The sequence below is a fragment of the Microbacterium sp. Y-01 genome (assembly GCF_003856715.1).
Lineage (GTDB): Bacteria > Actinomycetota > Actinomycetes > Actinomycetales > Microbacteriaceae > Microbacterium > Microbacterium algeriense.
The window spans coordinates 3690451-3710309 of sequence record NZ_CP024170.1 but is presented as its reverse complement, the minus strand read 5'-3'; the positions used below and the strand labels follow the sequence as shown (position 1 = coordinate 3710309).

At 70.1% G+C, this 19859-nt stretch carries 19 protein-coding genes and 1 pseudogene; 8 read left to right on the top strand and 12 right to left on the bottom strand.

From position 1 onward, the window contains the following. Positions 1-30: 30 nt before the first annotated feature. The 3 genes and pseudogenes from CSX12_RS17865 to CSX12_RS17855 form a co-directional block, all read right to left on the bottom strand. A pseudogene (locus tag CSX12_RS17865) lies at positions 31-1022 on the bottom strand (LacI family DNA-binding transcriptional regulator). A 228-nt stretch (positions 1023-1250) separates the two neighbouring features. Further along, complete coding sequence (locus tag CSX12_RS17860; protein WP_124896688.1) at positions 1251-2171, bottom strand: nuclease-related domain-containing protein; 921 nt, start codon at positions 2169-2171, stop codon at positions 1251-1253. Between the two features lie 55 nt (positions 2172-2226). Continuing rightward, positions 2227-2880, bottom strand: a complete 654-nt coding sequence (locus CSX12_RS17855; protein WP_124896687.1) for a YigZ family protein — start codon at positions 2878-2880, stop codon at positions 2227-2229. 82 nt (positions 2881-2962) lie between these two features. Between CSX12_RS17855 and CSX12_RS17850 the strand changes: the two genes are divergently transcribed. Then, positions 2963-4219 carry a sensor histidine kinase gene (locus CSX12_RS17850; protein ID WP_241160507.1) on the top strand — a complete coding sequence of 419 codons (1257 nt, stop codon included), beginning with the start codon at positions 2963-2965 and terminating at the stop codon, positions 4217-4219. Beyond that, entirely contained in the window at positions 4216-4839 is a 624-nt protein-coding gene (locus CSX12_RS17845) for a response regulator transcription factor (protein WP_124896685.1), read from the top strand. Before CSX12_RS17850 ends, CSX12_RS17845 begins: the two co-directional genes overlap by 4 nt. 30 nt (positions 4840-4869) lie before the next feature. On the opposite strand, the gene CSX12_RS17840 is transcribed toward CSX12_RS17845, so the two are convergent. Further along, entirely contained in the window at positions 4870-5478 is a 609-nt protein-coding gene (locus tag CSX12_RS17840) for a hypothetical protein (RefSeq protein ID WP_124896684.1), read from the bottom strand. Positions 5479-5599: 121 nt separating this feature from the next. Here CSX12_RS17840 and CSX12_RS17835 point away from each other — a divergent pair, with 121 nt between their 5' ends. Next, positions 5600-6043 (top strand): DUF2871 domain-containing protein, encoded by a 444-nt coding sequence (locus CSX12_RS17835; RefSeq protein ID WP_124896683.1) that lies wholly within the window; start codon positions 5600-5602, stop codon positions 6041-6043. Positions 6044-6065: 22 nt separating this feature from the next. On the opposite strand, the gene CSX12_RS17830 is transcribed toward CSX12_RS17835, so the two are convergent. From CSX12_RS17830 to chvE, 5 genes are all read right to left on the bottom strand, one after another. Beyond that, a complete protein-coding gene (locus CSX12_RS17830; RefSeq protein WP_124896682.1) occupies positions 6066-6842 on the bottom strand; it encodes an ATP-binding cassette domain-containing protein in 777 nt (258 codons plus the stop codon). Continuing rightward, entirely contained in the window at positions 6839-8017 is a 1179-nt protein-coding gene (locus CSX12_RS17825) for an ROK family transcriptional regulator (RefSeq protein ID WP_124896681.1), read from the bottom strand. Before CSX12_RS17825 ends, CSX12_RS17830 begins: the two co-directional genes overlap by 4 nt. 38 nt (positions 8018-8055) lie before the next feature. Then, positions 8056-9234 (bottom strand): multiple monosaccharide ABC transporter permease, encoded by a 1179-nt coding sequence (gene mmsB / locus CSX12_RS17820; RefSeq protein ID WP_017203608.1) that lies wholly within the window; start codon positions 9232-9234, stop codon positions 8056-8058. After that, positions 9231-10772, bottom strand: coding sequence for a multiple monosaccharide ABC transporter ATP-binding protein (gene mmsA, locus CSX12_RS17815; protein ID WP_124896680.1), 1542 nt, complete (start codon positions 10770-10772; stop codon positions 9231-9233). The genes mmsB and mmsA overlap by 4 nt, the downstream gene beginning before the upstream one ends. 65 nt (positions 10773-10837) lie before the next feature. Continuing rightward, positions 10838-11992, bottom strand: coding sequence for a multiple monosaccharide ABC transporter substrate-binding protein (gene chvE, locus CSX12_RS17810; RefSeq protein ID WP_124896679.1), 1155 nt, complete (start codon positions 11990-11992; stop codon positions 10838-10840). A 329-nt stretch (positions 11993-12321) separates the two neighbouring features. Between chvE and CSX12_RS17805 the strand changes: the two genes are divergently transcribed. After that, the gene (locus CSX12_RS17805) at positions 12322-13794 is read left to right on the top strand and encodes an MATE family efflux transporter (RefSeq protein WP_124896678.1); all 1473 of its coding nucleotides are present in this window, start codon (positions 12322-12324) and stop codon (positions 13792-13794) included. Positions 13795-13914: 120 nt separating this feature from the next. Then, positions 13915-14316 (top strand): hypothetical protein, encoded by a 402-nt coding sequence (locus CSX12_RS17800; RefSeq protein WP_124896677.1) that lies wholly within the window; start codon positions 13915-13917, stop codon positions 14314-14316. A gap of 4 nt (positions 14317-14320) precedes the next feature. Here CSX12_RS17800 and CSX12_RS17795 read toward each other — a convergent pair whose 3' ends face one another. Then, positions 14321-15988, bottom strand: coding sequence for an AMP-binding protein (locus tag CSX12_RS17795; RefSeq protein WP_277425119.1), 1668 nt, complete (start codon positions 15986-15988; stop codon positions 14321-14323). Between the two features lie 115 nt (positions 15989-16103). Beyond that, a complete protein-coding gene (locus tag CSX12_RS17790; protein ID WP_017203602.1) occupies positions 16104-16571 on the bottom strand; it encodes an Lrp/AsnC family transcriptional regulator in 468 nt (155 codons plus the stop codon). A 112-nt stretch (positions 16572-16683) separates the two neighbouring features. Here CSX12_RS17790 and CSX12_RS17785 point away from each other — a divergent pair, with 112 nt between their 5' ends. After that, entirely contained in the window at positions 16684-17931 is a 1248-nt protein-coding gene (locus tag CSX12_RS17785) for a PLP-dependent aspartate aminotransferase family protein (protein WP_124896675.1), read from the top strand. A 28-nt stretch (positions 17932-17959) separates the two neighbouring features. Here CSX12_RS17785 and CSX12_RS17780 read toward each other — a convergent pair whose 3' ends face one another. Continuing rightward, entirely contained in the window at positions 17960-18427 is a 468-nt protein-coding gene (locus CSX12_RS17780; RefSeq protein ID WP_017203599.1) for a hotdog domain-containing protein, read from the bottom strand. Positions 18428-18585: 158 nt separating this feature from the next. Here CSX12_RS17780 and CSX12_RS17775 point away from each other — a divergent pair, with 158 nt between their 5' ends. Beyond that, a complete protein-coding gene (locus tag CSX12_RS17775; protein WP_017203598.1) occupies positions 18586-19200 on the top strand; it encodes an ATP-dependent Clp protease proteolytic subunit in 615 nt (204 codons plus the stop codon). Continuing rightward, complete coding sequence (locus CSX12_RS17770) at positions 19197-19787, top strand: ATP-dependent Clp protease proteolytic subunit (protein WP_124896674.1); 591 nt, start codon at positions 19197-19199, stop codon at positions 19785-19787. Before CSX12_RS17775 ends, CSX12_RS17770 begins: the two co-directional genes overlap by 4 nt. Positions 19788-19859 lie beyond the last annotated feature (72 nt).

Genomic DNA, 19859 nt, shown 5'->3' with positions numbered 1-19859 from the left:
TCCTCCTCGACACGGTGGTGGTGCGGTGGTCTACGACGCGGTGCTCGCGCGGTAGTGGACGACGGTGCAGTCGACGACCTCGGTCTGCGGCGACGCGCCGAGGATGCCGGCCTGCAGCAGGCGAGCGGCGGCTCGACCGCGCGCGGCCGGGTCGGACGAGACGCTGGTCAGGGCGGGGGAGAGGTGGGCCGACAGGTGATCGTCGTCGAACCCGGAGATCGCGAGATCCCGGGGATGGAGAGGCCCTGCGACCGGGCGAGGGACAGTCCCGCGATGGCCATCGTGTCGTTGGAGTAGAGGACGGCGGTCGGGGGGTCGGGCAGCGCCAGGAGCTCCGCGGTGATGTCGCGACCGCTCGCCGCGGTGAAGTCGCCCTCGCGCAGCAGTTCGTCGCTGCCGATCTCCTCGACGTACGCGTCGGACCTCGCCTTCGAGTGGACGTAGTCCAGCGGGCCGGAGACATGGGCGATGCGGGTGTGCCCGGCGTCACGGAGGTGGGCGATGAGCTCGCGGATCGGCCGGGCGTCATCGGTCCGGACGCAGGAGAACGGGCTCGGCTGGTCGTACGCGCCGACCAGGACCGTCGGCAGTCCGAGCTGCGCGAGGAAGGGGACCCGCCAGTCGTCGGTGCGCAGGTCCAGCAGCAGCGCCCCGTCGGCGCGGCCGTGCGCGAGCGTACGGTAGGCGCGCTCCTCGGCGTCGCGTCCGACGACGACCTGGAGGATCAGGGCGGTCTCGGTCTCGGCGAGCACCGATTCGACGCCGGCGATGAAGGCGGGGAAGAACGAGTCGTTCGCGATGACCTCGGGGTCACGGGCCAGCACGACCGCGATCGCGTTCGCCCGTCGGGTGGCGAGGGCGCGGGCGCTCTGGCTCGGCACCCAGTTGAGCTTCTCGGCGGCCGCGAGCACCTTCGTCCTGGTCTCCTCCGAGATGGGACGGTTGCCGCTGAGCGCGTGCGAGACCGTGGCCTTGGTCACGCCGGCCTCGCGAGCGACGTCGGCGATCGTCGTGCGGCTCATGCCACCTCCTCGTGGATCGGCTCAGCCTCATGCTTGTAAACCGGTTTGACGAGTGTAAACCGGTTTGACAAGACGTGTCAACGCTCCGTTCCCCATCCGATTCCCCGAGAGGACGACGATCCGCCGACGATCTCCCCGACGTTCCTCGGGGGATCGTCCGGGGGTCGGGGGATCGTCCGGGGGTCGGCGGATCGTCCGGGGGTCGGGGGATCGACCGGGGGTCGGGGATCAGACGAAGCGGACGGTGTGCTGCAGGCGGGTGCGCACGTCGAACAGCTCGTTGCCGCCGATCGACCGTGCACCGGGGACGCCCTGGCGCAGGACCATCGCGAGAGCGCTGCGGCGGACGACGACCACCGGCACCCCACGGCTGCTTCCGAGCGGGGTCACCGCCTGGGAGAGGTCGTCATCGGGCAGGACGACGATCGCTCCGCCGAACTTGACCCGCGCCGCCTTGGCGACGGCGCGCATGCGGGCGAGGGTCGCGGTGACCGGCGCCCTGGTGCCGACGCTCGGGCCCGTGATCTCGCCGCGCCGGAAGCCGACCACACCGCCGAAGTCCTCCGACATGATCCCGTACAGTCCGGACGGACTGAGCACCACGTGGTCCAGCTTGTCGTCGGGATCGGTGCTGATGGCGACGTCGTGCCACACCGTGAAGCCCATGCCGAGGTCGGAGACCGTGCGGGCGGTGGCCTCCTCGGCCAGGGCGTCCGCGAGAAGGCGGCGCAGCTCCCGCGGCGCTGATCGGACGAGCGCAGGGTCGTAGGGGTCGGGCACCTCGACGCCGCGGCCCGCCCATTCCCGGATGAGGGTCAGGTAGCGCTCGCGCCGCCACCCGCCGGGGTGTCCGTAGGAGCGCGCCCGTGGCCGGGTGTCGGTGCGAGCGGAGGGCGGACGCCACCCGCTCCACTCGGCGCCGTCGTCGGAGCTCACGCCCGTGCGGCGGTCGTAGGCGGCGCGGCCGTCGGGGGTGCCGACCAGCTCCCACGCGCGCTGCACCTGGATGAACACCGCCGCATCGCCGCCGGTGTCCGGGTGCGTCTGCCGGAGACGAAGGCGGTACGCGCGGCGCAGCTCGACGTCGTCCACGGAGGGGTCGACCTCGAGGATCTCGTACGCCGAGGCCGAGAGCGGACTGTCGAACATCGCTCTCCTTCCGACCGCGGCATCCAGGATATCCGGCGCTTCCTGAGGGTCGGCGTCACACGGGCAGGTCGACGATCCTCTCGAGGCCGGGAACCGGGGTGAGCGATCCGGCCGATGCGGCGGCGAGATCGTCCGCGAGCCGGGGAAGCGCGGACTCGGGCACCCAGAGCTCCAGCACGACCGTCGCCGCATAGGTCGTCTCCCCGAGGGTCGCCCCGTGCGAGACGGCCCACTCGCGCAGCAGATTGTCGATACGACCGGCATCGCCGTGCGGCACCTCGATCGTCACCTGGCGGAGGGCCGCCCGCCGGACGAGCGTCGCCCGGTCCAGCGCCTCGGACACGGCCGAGGCGTATGCGCGCACGAGTCCTCCCGCCCCGAGCTTCACCCCGCCGAAGTGGCGGGTGACCACCGCGACGGCGTCCGTCAGCTCCCGGCGGCGCAGCACCTCGAGCATCGGGATGCCGGCGGTGCCGGAGGGCTCGCCGTCGTCGGAGGAGCGAGCCTGATCGCCCAGCAGCCCGGTCACCATGGCGGAGCAGTTGTGGTTCGCATCCCATGCCTGCTTGCGGATGCGCGCGATCACCGCTTCCGCCTCCTCGACCGACGAGACGGGGGCGATGCGGGTGACGAAGCGCGACTTCCGGATGACGAGCTCGTGTTCCACGGCTGCCGCGATGGTGGCGGGGTAGACGCGGGCGGATGTCACCCGCCTCACGATACCCAGCGGCGGGTCGCGGATCGTCCGAAGGATGGACGCCGCCGCGCATGGGCAGGAGAAGAATGTGATCATGCCGCACATCGAGCCGTCGAGACCGCCCCGCACGTGGGCGAGCCTGGTCGGGTCGATCCGCATCGGCCAGGCCGCCATCACGATGGTGCTGCTCGTGATCGGCGCCTGGCGCGCCGCCGTCGACGGCGTCCCGATCCCGGGGGTGCTGGCGATCGCGCTGGTGTTCCTCGGCTGGTACGGCGGGGGACTGCTCCTCAGCGAACGCACGGCGGACCGCCGGTTGGCGGCCGGATGGCTGCTGGGCCTCACGCTCATCTGGCTCGGCGCCGTCGTCGTGTCGCCCGAGTTCGTCTGGCTCGCCTTCTCGCTGTGGCTGCTCGCCGGGTTCGTCCTGCGACTGCGGTGGGCGCTGCTGCTCAGTGCCGCGATCCTCGCCGTCGTCGTCACCGCTCCGCTCGCGCACACCGGCGCGACGACCTACGCGAACGTGATCGGCCCGCTGGTCGGTGGCGTCTTCGCCCTGGGCATCTCGCGCGGATACCTGGTGCTGGTGCGCGACGGGCGGGAGCGGCGCCGGCTCATCGCCTCGCTCGTCGCGACACAGGAGGAGATGGCTGCTCTGCAGGATGAGCTGGCCCGCACGCAGCGCGCGTCGGGCGCGATCGAAGAGCGCACCAGGGTGTCGCGCGACATCCACGACACCGTCGCGCAGAGCCTGTCCTCGATCGGGATGCTGGCTCGTTCCGCCCGGGAGTCGCACGACCCCGCACGGAGTGCGCGGGCGCTCGAGCAGATCGACGCGCTCGCCGGGGAAGGGCTGGCGGATGCGCGGCGCATCGTGCAGGCGCTGATGCCGGCGGAGCTCGAGTCCACGGCGCTCGGCGATGCACTCGCGCGCCTGCTGGCGCGCCTCGCGGAGGAGACGGGGATCAGGACGACCCTGCACGCCGACGACGAGCTGCCCGCCCTGGGTATCGATGCCGAGATCGCGCTGCTGCGGACCGCCCAGTCCGCTCTCGCGAACGTGCGCTCCCATGCGTCGGCCTCGCGTGTCGTGGTCACCCTTTCCGACGCCGGTGACACCGTGCGTCTCGACGTCGTCGACGACGGGATCGGCTTCGATGTGCGGCACTGGGACGCTCAAGGGGGCAGGGGCGGGGACGGCGGCGGCTACGGACTGCGTTCGATGCGTGCGCGTCTGCGAGAGCTCGGCGGTGGACTCGACGTCGAGAGCGCGCCGGGCGACGGCACCGCCCTCTCGGCCCACATCCCGCTCGGAGGCACGCGCGGTCACGGCGCCGGAGACGACGTATGACTCCGATCAGCGTGCTCCTCGTCGACGATCACCCCATCGTCCGAGCGGGCGTCCGCTCGCTGTTCGACCAGCGGGACGACGTCCGTGTGGTCGGGGAGGCCGCCTCGGGGGAGGAGGCCGTCGCGCTCGCCAGGCACCTGCACCCCGACGTGGTGCTCTGCGACCTGCGGCTGGGAACGGGCCTGGACGGGGTGCAGACGACGGCGGTGCTGCGGAGCCTCGACCCGGCGCCGGCCGTGCTCATCCTGACGACCTTCGACCGCGACGCCGAGATCCTCGGGGCGATCGAGGCGGGAGCGGCCGGGTACCTGCTCAAGGACATCGCGCCCGAGGAGATCGTTCGAGCCGTCCGTCAGGCGGCCTCCGGGGGCCCGGTGCTGACGCCGGAGCTCAGCGATCGGATGGGGCGGGTCCTGCGCGCGCCGCGGGTGCGGCTGACCGAGCGTGAACGGGACGTGCTGCGGCTGCTCGGCACGGGTGCCTCCAACCGGGAGATCGCGAAGACGCTGTTCGTCACCGAGGCGACCGTGAAGACGCACCTCGTGCACGTGTTCGAGAAGCTCGGGGCCGACAGTCGATCGCGCGCCATCGCGATCGCGCGCGAGACCGGTCTGCTCTGAGGTCGGTCCCTCCGGTGGACCTGTGGCCGCTCAGCTCCAGAAGCGCTGCACGCGGGAGGCGAGCGCCCGCATCGCGGAGCCGTCGAGCACGACACGGCGCTCCTCCACGCCGAGCGCCGGCCACTGCATCACGAACTCGATCGGCCCTTCCGGCGGGAGGGGCCAGAGCCACAGGCGGTCCGTCGACGAGTAGCCCTGGGGTCCGCCGCCCGCGCCGCCGCTGTTGCGCGACAGGGTGTGGCCCTCCTGTTCCGCGGAGGGATCGTCGCCGCCGAAGAACGGGAACCCCTCGGCCAGCACCTTCTCGCCGTCGCCGAGCACGAGTCCGAACCGCAGCCGGCCGGCGGGATGCACGGGGCCGCCGAGCGGGCTGTGTCCCACGAAGTCCGCGCACAGATCGTTCCACTCCCGCGCTGGCAGGCCCTTCCGACGCAGCCGCCCCTCCAACCGGAACTCGACACCGTCGCTGTAGACCGCGACCCCGAACAGGCCGAGGGCCAGGTGCTCGGTGGACGCCAGCGTCTCCGACACGGGAAGCAGCACGGGCAGTTCGTCGTCCGGCGCCTGCCACCACGGCTGCCGCTCCGAATCGGCCTCCTCGGGTTCGGGCAGGTCGGGGTCGGGTGGGAAGAAGGTCATGCGGTCAGATCATCACACTTCCCGTGCGAGCCACAAGGACCGGGGTCGCCATCTCAACCGTTCGATGGATCCGCGGTGTCGCGCCTGCGCCGAGGCTGGAAGCACAAAGGAAAGGAACCCGATGCGCAGGCTCTTCACCGCCGCGTTCGCCTCCATGCTCGTGGGCGTCGCCTCCGGACTCTTCTACCGGGAGTTCACCAAGATCAACGATTTCCCCGAAGGGCAGGCCACCCAGCTCGGTCTCGTGCACACGCACCTGCTCGTGCTGGGCTTCGTCGTGCTGCTGATCGTGCTGCTGCTGGAGAAGGCCTTCGCGCTCTCCGAGAGCCGCCTCTTCGGCTGGTTCTTCTGGACCTACAACGCCGGACTGGTGCTCACCTCGGCGATGATGGTCTGGCACGGCTGTCTCACGGTGCTCGGGCTGGAGTCGTCCAAGATGATCGCCGGGATCGCGGGCATGGGTCACATCCTGCTCAGCGCCGGAATGGTGATGCTGTTCCTGATGCTCCGCACCCGCATCACAGCCGCCGAGCGGACCGATCGGCTCCCGGCTGCCGTGGCATGACCCGTCCGCGCCGCGCGGCGGGTCAGCCGCGCGGCGGCGCGCTCGGCCCGCGGTAGGTTCCGATGATCGCGGCGATGAGGTCGGAGTACGCGGCGTCCTGACTCTGGAACGAGCCGTTGTTGCGGCCGTGCCGGAGCACCTCGACGCGGTCGGAGACCGCCTGCACGTCGGCGATGTTGTGGCTGATGAAGACGACGCCGAGGCCGAGCTCGCGCAGCTGCTCGATGTGGGTGAGCACGTCGGCGGTCTGCGCGACGCTCAGGGACGCCGTCGGCTCGTCCAGCACCACGAGACGCGGTCGGCTGATGAGGGTCCTGGCGATGGCGACGGCCTGCCGCTGCCCGCCGGAGAGCGAGTTCAGCGGGGAGCGGATCGAGGGGATGTTGGCGGCGAGATCGCTCAGCGCCTGTTTCGTCGCCTGTTCCATCTCCGGCTCGCGCAGCATCCCCTTGGCGGTGCGCAGCTCGCGGCCGAGGAAGACGTTCGCGGTGACGTCGAGGTTCTCGCACACGGCGAGGTCCTGGAACACGGTGGCGATGCCGAGCCGATTCGCCTCGGCGGGGGAGGAGATCTCTACCTGCTCTCCGTTGATGCGGATCTCCCCGGAGGTGGGATCCAGGGCGCCGGCGATGATCTTCGCGAGGGTCGACTTGCCGGCCGCGTTGTCGCCCACCAGGCCGACGACCTCGCGCGCATTGACGGTGAAGTCGACATCCGTGAGCGCCTCGACGGCGCCGAAGCGCTTGGTGACGCCGCGCATGGTGAGCAGGGGCTCGGCTTGCGATGCGGTGAAGCTCATGAGCGGTCCTCGAGGAGCCGGGACGGGTCGGTCGACTGCAGGATGTGGATGGTCGCCCCGACCAGCACGGCGTCCTTCCCGAAGGAGGACGGGACCGGATCGCGGCGGGGCGAGCGGCCCTGGGGAGCGGTGTCGCGCAACGCGCTGGTGAAGGGGAGCAGGAAGATGGGTCCCGCCTCGGTCAGCTCCCCGCCGACCGTGATCACCTCGGGGGCGAGGGCCTGGTGCACACCGGCGACGACCCGTCCGAGCGCCGTCGCGGCATCGGCGACCACGCGGGCGCAGCCGGGGTCGCCCTCGGCTGCGCGGGCGATCACGTCCTTGAACGTGACCTGCCCGTAGGTGGCTCGCAGCGGCGCCGTGATGGCGTCGGCACCGACGACCGTCTCCAGGCAGCCGCGCTGACCGCAGGCGCAGATCGAGCCGGTCGGGTCGACCTGGACGTGGCCGATCTCGCCCGCCGTGCCCGACCGCCCGCGGTACAGCCGCGAGCCGAGGACCACGCCGGCGCTCGCCGTGTAGGACGCATGGACGAACAGGCTGTCCGCGACGTCTCGCGCGGTGCCGAGCGTCGCTTCGGCCAGCGCGGCGAGGTTGGCGTCCTTCTCGACGAGCACGGGGCAGCCGAGGCGCTGCTCGACGACCTGGGCGACCGGCTGGCTCTCCCAGCGGCGCATCACGCCCGGGTAGGCGATGAGCCCCGATGCGGGATCCACCGGCGCGGGCACCCCGATGCAGACGCCGATCAGGTCGTCGGCATCGGCCGCGATCATGCCGAGCATGTCAATCAGCAGCAGGGTGATGCGGTCGAGCACGGTGTCTTCGGCATGGTCGGCCGGCAGGGGCATCGAGCGGTCGGCCAGCACGTCCTGACCGACGTCCGTGAGCCGCACCTTCATGCTGCGGCTGCCGATCTGCACCGCCGCGACAAGCCCCGCCCTCCGCGCGATCGTGACCAGCTGGGCGCGTCGGCCGCTCCGCGACGTCGGGCGGGTCTCCACGAGCCCTGACAGCGACAGCTCTTTGACGATGGCGGAGACCGTCGCGGTCGAGAGGCTGGTCGCTTCGGCGAGCTCGACCTGGGTGAGCCCGCCGAAGCGCTTCACGGCGTCGACGATCTTCGCGGTGTTGGCCTCGCGCAACCCCGACTGGGAACCGCTGGCCCATCTGCTCATAGCGGGAGCCTACCGCGCGGTTGTCGTGTCGATCCGGGTCAACGGGCGGCGCCCGTGCGGCGCTTGTTCCAGACGTCGAAAGCCACCGCGATCAGCAGCACGAGTCCCTTCACGACCTGCTGCGTCGCCTGGTCGAGACCCATGAGCTGCATGCCGTTGCTCATCACGGCCATGATCAGACCGCCGACGATCGCGCCGCCGACGCGGCCGACGCCGCCGGTGACCGCCGCGCCGCCGATGAAGCACGCCGCGATCGCATCGAGCTCGAACATGTTCCCCGCGCCCGGCTGTGCGCCGTTGGTGCGCGAGGAGAACACGACGCCCGCGATTCCGGCGAGCAGACCCATGTTGACGAAGATCCAGAAGTTCACCCTGCGCACGTTGACGCCGCTGAGCAGCGCCGCGTGCAGGTTGCCGCCGATCGCGTACACGTGGCGGCCGAAGACGCTCTTCTGCGTGATGACGGAGTACGCGATGATCAGCACCGCCAAGAGGATCAGCACGAACGGCAGACCGCGGCTCGTCGACAGCTGGTAGCCGAACCACATGACGACCGCGGCGATCGCCACGATCTTCAGGATGAACCAGGGCAGCGCCTCCACCGACTGCTGGTGCGAGATCTTCGACCGACGACCGCGGACCTGCCACACCGCGTATCCGACGACGCCGATGGCGAAGATGACGAGGGTGAACACATCGACGCCGTAGCCGCCGAGCAGCCCGTTGAAGAAGCCGTTGGCTATCGCGTAGTAGGTGCCGCCGAACGGAGAGAGCGACACATTGCTGAGCACGATGAACGTGAGCCCCCGGAACAGGAGCATGCCCGCGAGCGTCACGATGAACGCGGGGATCCCGACGTAGGCGACCCAGAACCCCTGCCAGGCCCCGACGAGCAGGCCGACGACGAGCGCGGCGATCACACCCACCCACCAGGGCTGCTGCATGCGGATCACGAGCACGGCCGCGGTGGCGCCGGTGAGCGCGACGACCGAGCCGACGGAGAGGTCGATGTGCCCGGCGATGATCACGATCACCATGCCGATCGCGAGGATCAGGATGTACGAGTACTGCAGCACGATGTTGGTGAGGTTGCCCGCCGACAGGAAGGCGGGGTTCAGGATCGCGAAGAACGCGACGATCGCGACGAAGGCGACGAGGATGCCGCTCTGACGCAGATTCCGCGTGGCGAGGGTGAACAGGTTGGTGACGCCGTTCATGGTGCGGTCGTCCTTTCGACGGTCATGAGGTGCATGAGTTTCTCCTGCGTGGCCTCGGCGGCGGGGAGCTCCCCGGTGATCCGACCGAAGGCGAGGGTGTAGATGCGGTCGCAGATGCCGAGGAGCTCCGGCAGCTCGGACGAGATCACCAGCACCCCCTTCCCCTCGGCGACGAGGCGGTTGATGATCGTGTAGATCTCGTACTTCGCGCCGACGTCGATGCCGCGGGTGGGCTCGTCGAGGATCAGCACCTCGGGCTTCGTCTGGATCCACTTGCTGAGCACGACCTTCTGCTGGTTGCCTCCGGAGAGGTTCCCCACCAGCTGCAGCACCGTCGGCGACTTGATGTTCATCTCGGCGCGGTAGCGCTCGGCGATCTCGAGCTCCCGGTGCGCGTTGATCCACCCGCCGGGGCTGATCATCCGCAGCGACGCCATCGTGATGTTGTGCCGGATGTCGTCGATGAGGTTGAGGCCGAACTTCTTGCGATCCTCCGTCGCGTAGGCGATCCCGGCACGGATGGCGGCGCTGGTGGTGGAGGTGTCGACCTCCTTGCCGTGCATGAGCACGCGCCCCCGCGCACCGCGGCCGTAGGTGCGGCCGAAGACGCTCATCGCCAGCTCCGTGCGCCCGGCGCCCATGAGCCCGGCGATGCCGACGACCTCGCCGGCGCGGACGGTGAGGGTCGCACCGTCGACCATGACGCGGCCCGGCTGGGTGGGGTGGTGCACGGTCCAGTCCTCGATGCGCAGCACCTCCTCTCCGATCTGCGGAGTGCGCTCGGGGAACCGGTGGGCGAGGTCGCGGCCGACCATGCCGCGGATGATCCGGTCCTGCGTGGACTCCGGGTCCCGCATGTCGAGCGTCTCGATCGTTCGACCGTCCCGGATGATCGTCGTGCGGTCCGCGATCGCGGCGATCTCGTTCAGCTTGTGCGAGATGATGATCGACGTCATCCCGTCGTCGCGCAAGCGTCGGAGCAGGTCGAGCAGATGCGCCGAATCGGTGTCGTTGAGCGCGGCGGTCGGCTCGTCGAGGATCAGCAGGCGCACGCTCTTCGACAGCGCCTTGGCGATCTCGACGAGTTGCTGCTTGCCCACGCCGAGCTGGCCGACGGGCGTGGTCGGGTTCTCGTCGAGGCCCACCTGCGCGAGCAGGGCGGAGGCCTCGGCGTTCGCGCGGTCCCAGTCGATCAGACCTCCCGTGCCGCGGCGCTCGTTGCCGAGGAAGATGTTCTCCGCGACGCTGAGGTGCGGGATCAGCGCCAGCTCCTGGTGGATGATCACGATCCCCACGCGCTCGGAGTCGGCGATCGACGAGAACGTCGCCTCCTCGCCTTCGTAGATGATCTCGCCCTCGTAGGTGCCGTGCGGGTAGACCCCCGAGAGCACCTTCATCAAGGTCGACTTGCCCGCGCCGTTCTCGCCGCAGATCGCGAGGATCTCGCCGCGCTGCACGTCGAGGCTGACGCCCTGGAGCGCCTTCACCCCGGGGAAGCTCTTCTCGATCTCCCGCATCTGCAGAACCGGTGTCGTCATGAACCGATGTCCTTCCGTCAAGAGGGGCGTGCCGTCGTCGCCGACGGCACGCCCCGGGTCATCAGCTACTCGGCGACGCCGGAGTCGACCTCGGCCTGCGTCCAGTACCCGGAGTCGACGAGGAGCGGGGTGATGTTGTCCTTGTAGACGATGTCCGACTGGAGGAGGTAGGAGGGGACGACCTTCACGCCGTTGTCGTAGGTCTCGGTGTCGTTGGCCTCGGGCTCCTCGCCTTCCAGGATGGCCTGCGCGACGACGACCGACTGCTCGGCGAGCTTTCGCGTGTCCTTGAAGATCGACGCGAACTGCACGCCCTGGTTGATCAGGGCGACGGAGCCGATCTCGGCATCCTGCCCCGTGACGATCGGCAGACCGTCGGCGATGGCCGGGCCGAGGCCGCCGGTGCCCTGCAGGGCAGTGATGATGCCTCGGGAGAGTCCGTCGTAGGGGGACAGGACGCCGTCGAGCTTGGTGCCGCCCGCGTACGTCGAGGTCAGCAGGTCCTCCATCCGCTTCTGCGCCGTCTCCTGCTGCCAGCGCAGGATCGCCGCCTGCTCGATGTCGGTCTGGCCGGACGGCACGGCGAGCACGCCGTCGTCGATGAACGGCTGGAGCGTGTCCATCGCGCCCTGCCAGAAGAAGTGCGCGTTGTTGTCGTCGAGAGAACCCGCGAACAGCTCGATGTTGAACGGACCCTTCTCGCCGGTCTCCTTGCCGTCCTCGTCGAGCACCCCGAGTCCGGTGAGCAGCGACGTCGCCTGCTGCACGCCGACCTTGTAGTTGTCGAAGGTGACGTAGAAGTCGACATGCTCGCTGTCGCGGATCAGGCGGTCGTAGGAGATGACCGGGATGTTCGCGGCCGCGGCGGCGTCGAGCTGCGACGACAGGGCCGTGCCGTCGATCGCGGCGATCACGAGCAGATCGGCGCCCTTCGTGATCATCTGGTCGATCTGCTGTCCCTGGGTCGGGATGTCGTCTCCGGCGTACTGCAGGTCGACCTGGTAGCCCGCCTCCTCCAGTCCGTCCTGCACGGCGTTGCCGTCGGCGATCCAGCGTTCCGAGGTCTGCGTGGGCATGGACACGCCGATCAGCAGGTCGCCCTTGTCGCCGGAGCCTTCCGCGCCGGAGCCTCCGGTCGAGCCTGCGCCGCCACCGCCGCAGCCCGCGAGGGCGACGATCCCGGCCAGGCCGAGTGCGGCAAGTGCGTACTTCTTCTTCATCACGAGCTCCTTCGCTGTGCAATGGGTCGCCCGGGGCGTCGCCACCGGACTGGAATCCCGGCCATTCGGGACTCGCTCCGGATACTTTCCTTGAGTTCGAGTCTCGAAGTCAAGGGGTCGTGATGATTTCGTGATCCGGCGGCGCGTGCCGAGGATCCCGCGCGCCTGCGCCTTGCGAGGCGCGACCGCCTGGCCGTCGCGCTCTGTTTTCCCTTCGAGACTCGAAGTCAATATTCTGCGGAGCGATGGCTGGACTTCCGCCGTTCCGAATCGATTCGATAAGCTGGTCCCGCCTCGATCCATCCCCCAGTTCTGCGAGCCCCTCCTTCATGGCCACCTCCCTCACGACGGGCCGCCCGTGGCGCGTCATCCTCGCCTTCTCCATCCCGCTTCTCCTCGGCAACGTGGTGCAGCAGCTGTACCAGTTCGCCGATGCGATCGTGGTCGGCCGGCACCTCGGCGTCACCTCCCTCGCGGCCGTCGGCGCCACCGGCAGCCTGCTGTTCCTGCTGCTCGGTTTCGCCTGGGGCCTGACCAGCGGCTTCGCGATCCCGATCGCCCAGGCCTTCGGCGCGCGCGACGACGCGGCCGTCCGCCGATCGGTCGCGACCGGCGTGCTGTTGAGCGGCATCACGAGCGTGATCCTCACCGTCGGCGCGCCGCTTCTGGCCGGTCCGATCCTCGCGCTGCTGCAGACGCCGCCGGAGCTCATGCCGGAGGCGACGATCTTCACGCAGATCAGCTTCCTCGGCGCCGGCGCGACGATGTTCTTCAACTACCTGTCCGCGATCATCCGCGCCATCGGCGACTCCAAGACCCCGCTGGTGTTCCTCACGGTCTCGTGCGTGCTGAACGTCGGGCTCGTCGTGCTCCTGGTCGGCCCGTTCGCCTGGGGCGTCGCCGGAGCCGCACTCGCCACGGTCGTCGCTCAGGCCGTCTCCGTGGTGCTGTGCCTGGAGTTCGTGCGCCGACGCCTGCCGATGCTGCACCTGCGCCGCGCGGACTGGCGCATCACCCGCGCCGACATCGCCGATCACCTGCGGCTCGGACTCCCGATGGGTTTCCAGGCGTCCATCATCGCGATCGGCACGCTCACGGTGCAGGTGGCCCTGAACACGCTCGGGGCCGATGCGGTCGCCGCGTACACGACGGCCTCGCGCGTGGACAGCCTCGCCGTGGCGCTGCTCTCCTCGCTCGGCCTCGCCGTGTCCATGTACGCCGCGCAGAACCACGGCGGCCGGCGCCCCGACCGCATCCGCCGCGGCGTCGTCGAGGCCACCTGGATGGCCACCGCCGCCGCGATCGTCCTCGGCGGGCTGCTCATCGCGTTCGGCGCTCCGATGGTGCGACTGTTCGTCGGGGAGGGGTCGGACGACGTCGTCGACATGGCGCACCGGATGCTCATCATCAACGGCTGCGGCTACTGGGCGCTCGGCATGCTGTTCGTGCTGCGCGGCGCCCTGCAGGGACTCGGCCACACGCTCGTGCCCACCGTCACCGGCGTGATCGAGCTGGTCATGCGCGTGGGGGCCGCGATCGTGCTCGGCGCCTGGATCGGCTTCGACGGTGTCGCCCTCAGCAACCCGCTCGCCTGGGTGGGTGCGATCATCCTCCTCGTCCCCGCCTACGTCCGTGCGCACCGTGCGCTCGGGAAGCTCCCGGTCGACCCGGCGGAGGCGACCGAGACCTCCGCGATCGCGATCGTCGGCCCGACGGACGGCTCGATGGTCGTGGATGCCGTGATCACGCAGCCGGTGCGGGTCGTGCGGCCGCGCCGTCTGCGCTGGCTGACCCGGCGCTGATCGATCCGCACCCGCGATATCCGTCTGCAGGATGATGCGCATGGGACTTGAGACGGATGGGCTTTCGGGGACACACTTCTAGTGTCGAGGTAGCGGATGTTCCGCTGACGGGGGGTCGTCATGACGACAATGAGAGTGGCCAGCGAACTGGCCGCAGTGCTGGTGCCGATCGGTTACGCGGGAGCGGCGCTCGCCGCGATCTGCGCGATCGTCGCGGCGATCGCGATCATCCGAGGGGCCGGAGGTCTCACCGGAGGCGCGGTGGGGGTGTGGATCGTGTGCGCGCTGATGAGCGTCGTCGCCTCCTTCGCCCAGGTGTGGACGCCACTGATCCTGTCCGGCGCCGCGCTCGTGGCGATGCTGGTGATCGGCGGCGTCGTGCGCGGGATCGTCAACGCCGGCGGGTTCGGCCGGCGCGAGCGCGAGGTGGCGGAGCCGCTGCCGCAGCCGGCCGTCGCCGCGTCCAAGCCCGCCGTCGCGCCCAAGTCTCCGGTGACGGCGTCCGTCGCGGTGGTGCGCTGAGGACTCAGCGGTAGTCGCGGTCCCGATGCTGCCCTGATTCGTCTCCCGCCACCACGCGGGCAGCCTCGCGCGCACGCAGCTCGACCCGGCGGATCTTCCCCGAGATGGTCTTCGGCAGTTCCGGGACGAACTCGATGATCCGCACCCACAGGTGCGACGACAGCCGATCGTGCGCATAGGAGAAGATCGCGCGCGCGGCCTCGGCCTCGCCGGCGCCCGCATCCGGGGTGAGGCACACGTACGCCTTCGGCACGGCCAGGCGCGTCGGGTCGGGGCTCGGGATCACGGCGGCCTCGATCACGAGGTCGTGCTCGAGCAGGACCGACTCCAGCTCGAACGGCGAGATCTTGTAGTCGGACGCCTTGAAGACGTCATCCGAACGTCCGACGTAGGTGAGGTAGCCCTCCGCATCGCGCACCGCGATGTCGCCGGTGTGGTGGTATCCGCCCGTGCGCGACTCCGCGGTCTTGTCGGGGTCGTCGTAGTACCCCGCCATGAGCCCGAGCGGCGGCTCGGACAGATCGAGCGCGATCTCGCCCTCCCCGTCGACGACCTCTCCCGTCGCGGGATCGAGCAGCACCACGGGATACCCGGGCAGCGGGCGCCCCATCGACCCGACCTTGACCGTCTGGCCCGGTGAATTGCCGATGCACGCGGTCATCTCGGTCTGCCCGAAACCGTCGCGGATGGTGCCGCCCCAGGCGTCGCGCACCCGGTCGATGACCTCGGGGTTGAGCGGCTCGCCGGCTCCCACCAGCTCGCGGGGAGGGTGCGTCAGACGCGTGAGGTCGGCCTGGATGAGCATGCGCCAGACGGTCGGCGGCGCGCAGAAGGTCGAGACGTGGTGGGTGTCCATCACCTGCATGAGCGCGTTCGCGTCGAAGCGGGCGTAGTTGTAGACGAACACCGTCGCCTCGGCCAGGAACGGCGAGTAGAAGCTCGACCACGCGTGCTTCGCCCAACCGGGGGAGGAGATGTTGAGGTGCACGTCGTCCGGGCGGACCCCGAGCCACCACATCGTCGACAGATGTCCGACCGGGTACGACACGTGCGTGTGCTGCACGAGCTTGGGACGGTTCGTGGTGCCCGAGGTGAAGTACAGCAGCGCGGTGTCGGACGCCGGCGTGGGGCCGTCCGGCTCGAAGCCCGCCGGGGCCTGGGGCGACTCGTCGAAGCGGGCCCAGCCGGCGGGCACGGCTTCTCCGACGCCGATGCGCAGGATCGCTCGGTCCAGGCCGTCGATGCGGTCGGCCAGAGCACCCAGCGTGACCACGGCGCGTGCGCGTCCGTGCTCGACGCGGTAGGCGAGGTCCGCCGCCGACAGGAGAGTCGAGGTGGGGATCGACACCGCCCCGAGCTTCGTGATCGCCAGCATCACCTCCCACAGCTCGATCGTGTTGTTCAGCATCACGATCACGTGGTCCCCGCGCCGGATGCCGAGGCTGCGCAGCCACGTGGCGACCTGGTCGGACCGCGCGGACAGTTCGCCGTAGGTCCACGACCGCAGACTCAGGTCGGCCTCGACGATCTGCACGGCCGGACGATCAGGATTCTCGGCCGCGACGACGTCGAACCACTCGAGGGCGAAGTTGAACTCGTCGACGCGGGGCCAGGCGAATCCGGCGCGGGCCGCGTCGTAGTCGGTCGCATTCGCGAAGAGGAAGTCCCGCATCTCGCGGATCGCGTGCGTGGCGGTGGTGGCGCTGCGGCTCATGGTGCTCCTTTGCTCCCGGACATCCTGTCCCATCCTTGCACCGCCCGCCCGCGGGGCGGGGGAGCGGAGCGGGTCAGCGGGGGAGGAGGCCGGTGCCGTCGCGGAGCTCGAACACGAGCTGGGTCTCGGTTCCGCGCACCACCGGGTGGATCGTGATGTGCTCGAGCACGATGTCGCGGAGCGCCGTCGCATCCTGGACGGCCACATGCACGAGGAAGTCATCCACTCCGGCGACGTGGAACACCTGCAGCACCCTCGGGATGCCGGCCAGCGCGTCGAACAGGGCGGTGACCTTGGGGCCGGTGTGGTTCGCCAGACGCACCTTGATGATCGCCTGCAGCGGGTAGCCGAGGGCGGCCTCGTCGACGCGGATCCGGGTGTCGCGGATCACGCCGCGCTCCCGGAGGGCCCGCACGCGGTGGGCGCATGTGGACTCGGCGAGCCCCAGCCGATGAGCCAGCGCCTTGTTCGTGGTCTCCGCGTCGCGCGTCAGGACCGCGAGGAGCTCCAGGTCGATCTCATCGAGTTGTGGTTTCGCCAACGTGGTGCTCCTTCGCCGCCCAGATGCTGCACAGAATAGCGTTTCGGCGCGATCTCGCGGCGACTTCTGTCGAAGACCTGCGTCGAAACCGTGATTCCGGCAACGTGGAGGCATGACTGCACCGCTGCATCCCGACACCGTGGCCGTCCACGGCGGACGTTCCGACCTCGCAGGTCTCGGAGTCCACGCGCTGCCGATCGACCTCTCCACGACGAACCCTCTGCCGGACATCGAGCGGGGCGGGGACTCCTATGAGGCGATGGCCACGGGCGGACGCCCTCCCGCCGACGGCAGCATGGTCTACGCGCGGCTGTGGAACCCGACGGTCGCGCGCTTCGAGGAGGCGCTCGCCGAGCTGGAGCACGCGCAGGCCGCTGTCGCCTTCGCCTCCGGCATGGCGGCCATGACCGCGGTCATCCTCGCCCACACCGGTGCGACCGGGGCACGGCACGTCGTCGCCGTGCGTCCGCTCTACGGCGGCACCGATCATCTGCTCGGCTCGGGCCTGCTCGGCGTGGAGACGACGTACTGCCACCCCGACGAGGTCGCCCTGTCGCTGCGCCCCGACACCGGACTGGTCGTCGTCGAGACGCCGGCGAACCCGACCCTCGACATCGCGTACATCGCGGACATCGTGCGACAGGCGGGCGCGGTCCCCGTCGTGGTGGACAACACCTTCGCGACACCCGTGCTGCAGAATCCGATCGATCTCGGAGCGGCCATGTCGCTGCACAGCGCCACGAAGTACCTCGGCGGACACGGTGACGTGATCGCGGGAGTCGTCGCGTGCGGCGAGCACACCGCGGAGGCGCTGCGCCGTGTTCGCGCGGTGACCGGAGGTCTGCTGCATCCGCTCGGCGCCTACCTGCTGCACCGCGGACTCACGACTCTGCCCGTGCGCGTGCGTCATCAGCAGGAGAGCGCCCGTCGCATCGTGCAATGGCTCATCGACCGCCCGGAGGTCGCTGAGGTCTTCTACCCCGGCCTGGACGGCGACCCGCGCGGCATCCTCGAACGGCAGATGCGCGGCACCGGGGCGATGATCGCGATGCGCATGCGGGGCGGATTCGCGGCCGCGTCGACCGTCACGTCGGCGACGCGACTGTTCACCCACGCCGTGTCGCTCGGCGGCGTGGACTCGCTGATCCAGCACCCTGCGGCGCTCACCCACCGGCCGGTGCCGCCCGAGGCGCGTCCGGCCGCCGACGTGCTGCGCCTGTCGATCGGCCTGGAAGACGTCGACGACCTCATCGCCGACCTCGCGCAGGCCTTCGCCGCGGCGGCGGGCGATGCCGACGCCGGGCACTCCGAACCGGTCACCCCTTCAGCGAGCGCACTTCGGGGGGCCGTTCGCTCCTGAGGGGGTGGCCAGGGCGTCGGAGCGGGCGTCAGGGCAGCCGGATCGTCCCGGTCGCGATGCGCTCGGTCGGCATCCGGTCGCGGTCATAGGTGATCTCGCTGTACCCGTGCGGGGTGGGCTTCCCGGATTCGTCGAGGCTCACGAACACGATCTTCTCGATCGTGAGGATGCGCCGACGCGTGATCATGTTGCGCGCCACCGCCCGCATCGTCAGCGACGTGGTGCCGAAGTGCGTGGCCTGGAGACCGAGCTCGATCAGGTCGCCCTGCACCGCGGACGCCTCGAAGTTGATCTCGGAGATGTGCTTGGTCACGGCCCGGTAGTTGCCGAGCTGCACGATCGCGTAGATCGCCGCCTCTTCGTCGATCCACTTCAGCAGGCTCCCGCCGAACAGCGATCCGTTCGCGTTCAGATCCTCCGGCCGCACCCATTTGCGCGTGCGGAAGTTGATCCCGTCCTCCGACCAGTGCCATGCCGGTGCCTTCTGCTTCGCCATGAGCAGGAGCGTAGGACGCGCGTGAGTCCGCGATGTTACGGCCCGTTTTCGCGAAGATGAGCGGATGCCGCGCTGCTCGCGGGGGTGCTCCGCTCACGGCAGAGCCGCCCACGGCAGAATCCGTGCCCGGCCGGCGGACGACAGCGGATGCTGGGGGCATGAGCGAAGACAACCCCATTCCCCAGTTCGGCCCCGAGGCCCGGCGTGCGCTGTTCCACGAGCGGGTGCTCGTGCTCGACGGCGCGCTCGACGACGACAACGGCACGCTGCTGATGACGCAGCTGCTCACGCTGTCGTCCGAGGACCCCGTCGCCGACATCGCCCTCTGGATCCACTCTCCTGGCGGCTCCGTGCCGTCGATGCTGGCGATCCGCGACCTCATGCGACTCATCCCGAACGATGTGTCGACGCTGGCCCTCGGACTCGCCTGCAGCGCAGGGCAGTTCCTCCTCTCGGCCGGCGCCCCGGGAAAGCGGCGCGCCCTCCCGCACGCGCGCATCCTCATGCATCAGGGCTCGGCGGGCATCGGCGGTTCGGCCGTGGAGATCGAGGGTCAGGCCGACGACCTGCGGCACATGCGCGACACCGTGCTCGGGCTCATCTCCGACGACACGGGACAGCCGATCGAGCGGATCTTCGAGGACTCGCTGCACGACCGCTGGTACACCGCCCCGCAGGCGCAGGAGTACGGGTTCATCGATGAGATCGTCACCTCGATCGGCGACGTGATGCCGCGACGACGGGCACGAGTAGGACTGGGGGCGGGCGCATGAGCAGCTACACGATCCCGAACGTCATCGCGCAGCATCCGCGCGGCGAACGCGTCATGGACGTGTACTCGCACCTGCTCGCCGAGCGCGTCATCTACCTCGGAACCGGGATCGACGCTGGCGTCGCGAACGCGCTGATCGCGCAGCTGCTGCACCTCGATGCCGACAGTCCGGAATCCGGCGTGCAGTTCTACATCAACAGCGAGGGCGGCGACCCCGGAGCGGCGCTGGCGATCTACGACACGATGCAGCACATCCGCCCCGCCGTCGCGACGACCTGCGTCGGTCAGGCGATCGGTCCCGCCGCGTTGCTCGTCGCGGCGGGCGCACCGGGGGAGCGTGCGGCCCTCGCCCACGCGCGCATCGTCCTGCATCAGCCGGCGGGACAGTCGCGCGGGGCAATCCCCGACCTCATCCTGGCGGCGGACGAGGTCGTGCGGGTGCGCTCCGACATGGAGGAGATCCTCGCCAGGCACAGCGGTCGCACGGTCGCCGAGCTCCGCGCCGACACCGACCGCGACCGGGTCTTCACCGCATCCGCCGCCCTCGACTACGGCCTGATCGACACCGTGCTGGGCCCCCGCACCTGACCCCCGGACGGTTGTCGGGCCCGCATTCCGGACGGATGTCGGGCCCGCATTCCGGACGGATGTCGGGCCGTT

What these genes read in the sequence shown, in the direction of transcription:
- CSX12_RS17860 (WP_124896688.1), bottom strand. Translation starts at nt 2,171, where the DNA reads ATGTTCGACAGTCCGCTCTCGGCCTCGGCGTACGAGATCCTCGAGGTC.
- CSX12_RS17850 (WP_241160507.1), top strand. Translation starts at nt 2,963, where the DNA reads ATGCCGCACATCGAGCCGTCGAGACCGCCCCGCACGTGGGCGAGCCTG.
- CSX12_RS17845 (WP_124896685.1), top strand. Translation starts at nt 4,216, where the DNA reads ATGACTCCGATCAGCGTGCTCCTCGTCGACGATCACCCCATCGTCCGA.
- CSX12_RS17840 (WP_124896684.1), bottom strand. Translation starts at nt 5,478, where the DNA reads ATGACCTTCTTCCCACCCGACCCCGACCTGCCCGAACCCGAGGAGGCC.
- CSX12_RS17835 (WP_124896683.1), top strand. Translation starts at nt 5,600, where the DNA reads ATGCGCAGGCTCTTCACCGCCGCGTTCGCCTCCATGCTCGTGGGCGTC.
- CSX12_RS17830 (WP_124896682.1), bottom strand. Translation starts at nt 6,842, where the DNA reads ATGAGCTTCACCGCATCGCAAGCCGAGCCCCTGCTCACCATGCGCGGC.
- CSX12_RS17825 (WP_124896681.1), bottom strand. Translation starts at nt 8,017, where the DNA reads ATGAGCAGATGGGCCAGCGGTTCCCAGTCGGGGTTGCGCGAGGCCAAC.
- mmsB (WP_017203608.1), bottom strand. Translation starts at nt 9,234, where the DNA reads ATGAACGGCGTCACCAACCTGTTCACCCTCGCCACGCGGAATCTGCGT.
- mmsA (WP_124896680.1), bottom strand. Translation starts at nt 10,772, where the DNA reads ATGACGACACCGGTTCTGCAGATGCGGGAGATCGAGAAGAGCTTCCCC.
- chvE (WP_124896679.1), bottom strand. Translation starts at nt 11,992, where the DNA reads ATGAAGAAGAAGTACGCACTTGCCGCACTCGGCCTGGCCGGGATCGTC.
- CSX12_RS17805 (WP_124896678.1), top strand. Translation starts at nt 12,322, where the DNA reads ATGGCCACCTCCCTCACGACGGGCCGCCCGTGGCGCGTCATCCTCGCC.
- CSX12_RS17800 (WP_124896677.1), top strand. Translation starts at nt 13,915, where the DNA reads ATGACGACAATGAGAGTGGCCAGCGAACTGGCCGCAGTGCTGGTGCCG.
- CSX12_RS17795 (WP_277425119.1), bottom strand. Translation starts at nt 15,988, where the DNA reads ATGCGGGACTTCCTCTTCGCGAATGCGACCGACTACGACGCGGCCCGC.
- CSX12_RS17785 (WP_124896675.1), top strand. Translation starts at nt 16,684, where the DNA reads ATGACTGCACCGCTGCATCCCGACACCGTGGCCGTCCACGGCGGACGT.
- CSX12_RS17780 (WP_017203599.1), bottom strand. Translation starts at nt 18,427, where the DNA reads ATGGCGAAGCAGAAGGCACCGGCATGGCACTGGTCGGAGGACGGGATC.
- CSX12_RS17775 (WP_017203598.1), top strand. Translation starts at nt 18,586, where the DNA reads ATGAGCGAAGACAACCCCATTCCCCAGTTCGGCCCCGAGGCCCGGCGT.
- CSX12_RS17770 (WP_124896674.1), top strand. Translation starts at nt 19,197, where the DNA reads ATGAGCAGCTACACGATCCCGAACGTCATCGCGCAGCATCCGCGCGGC.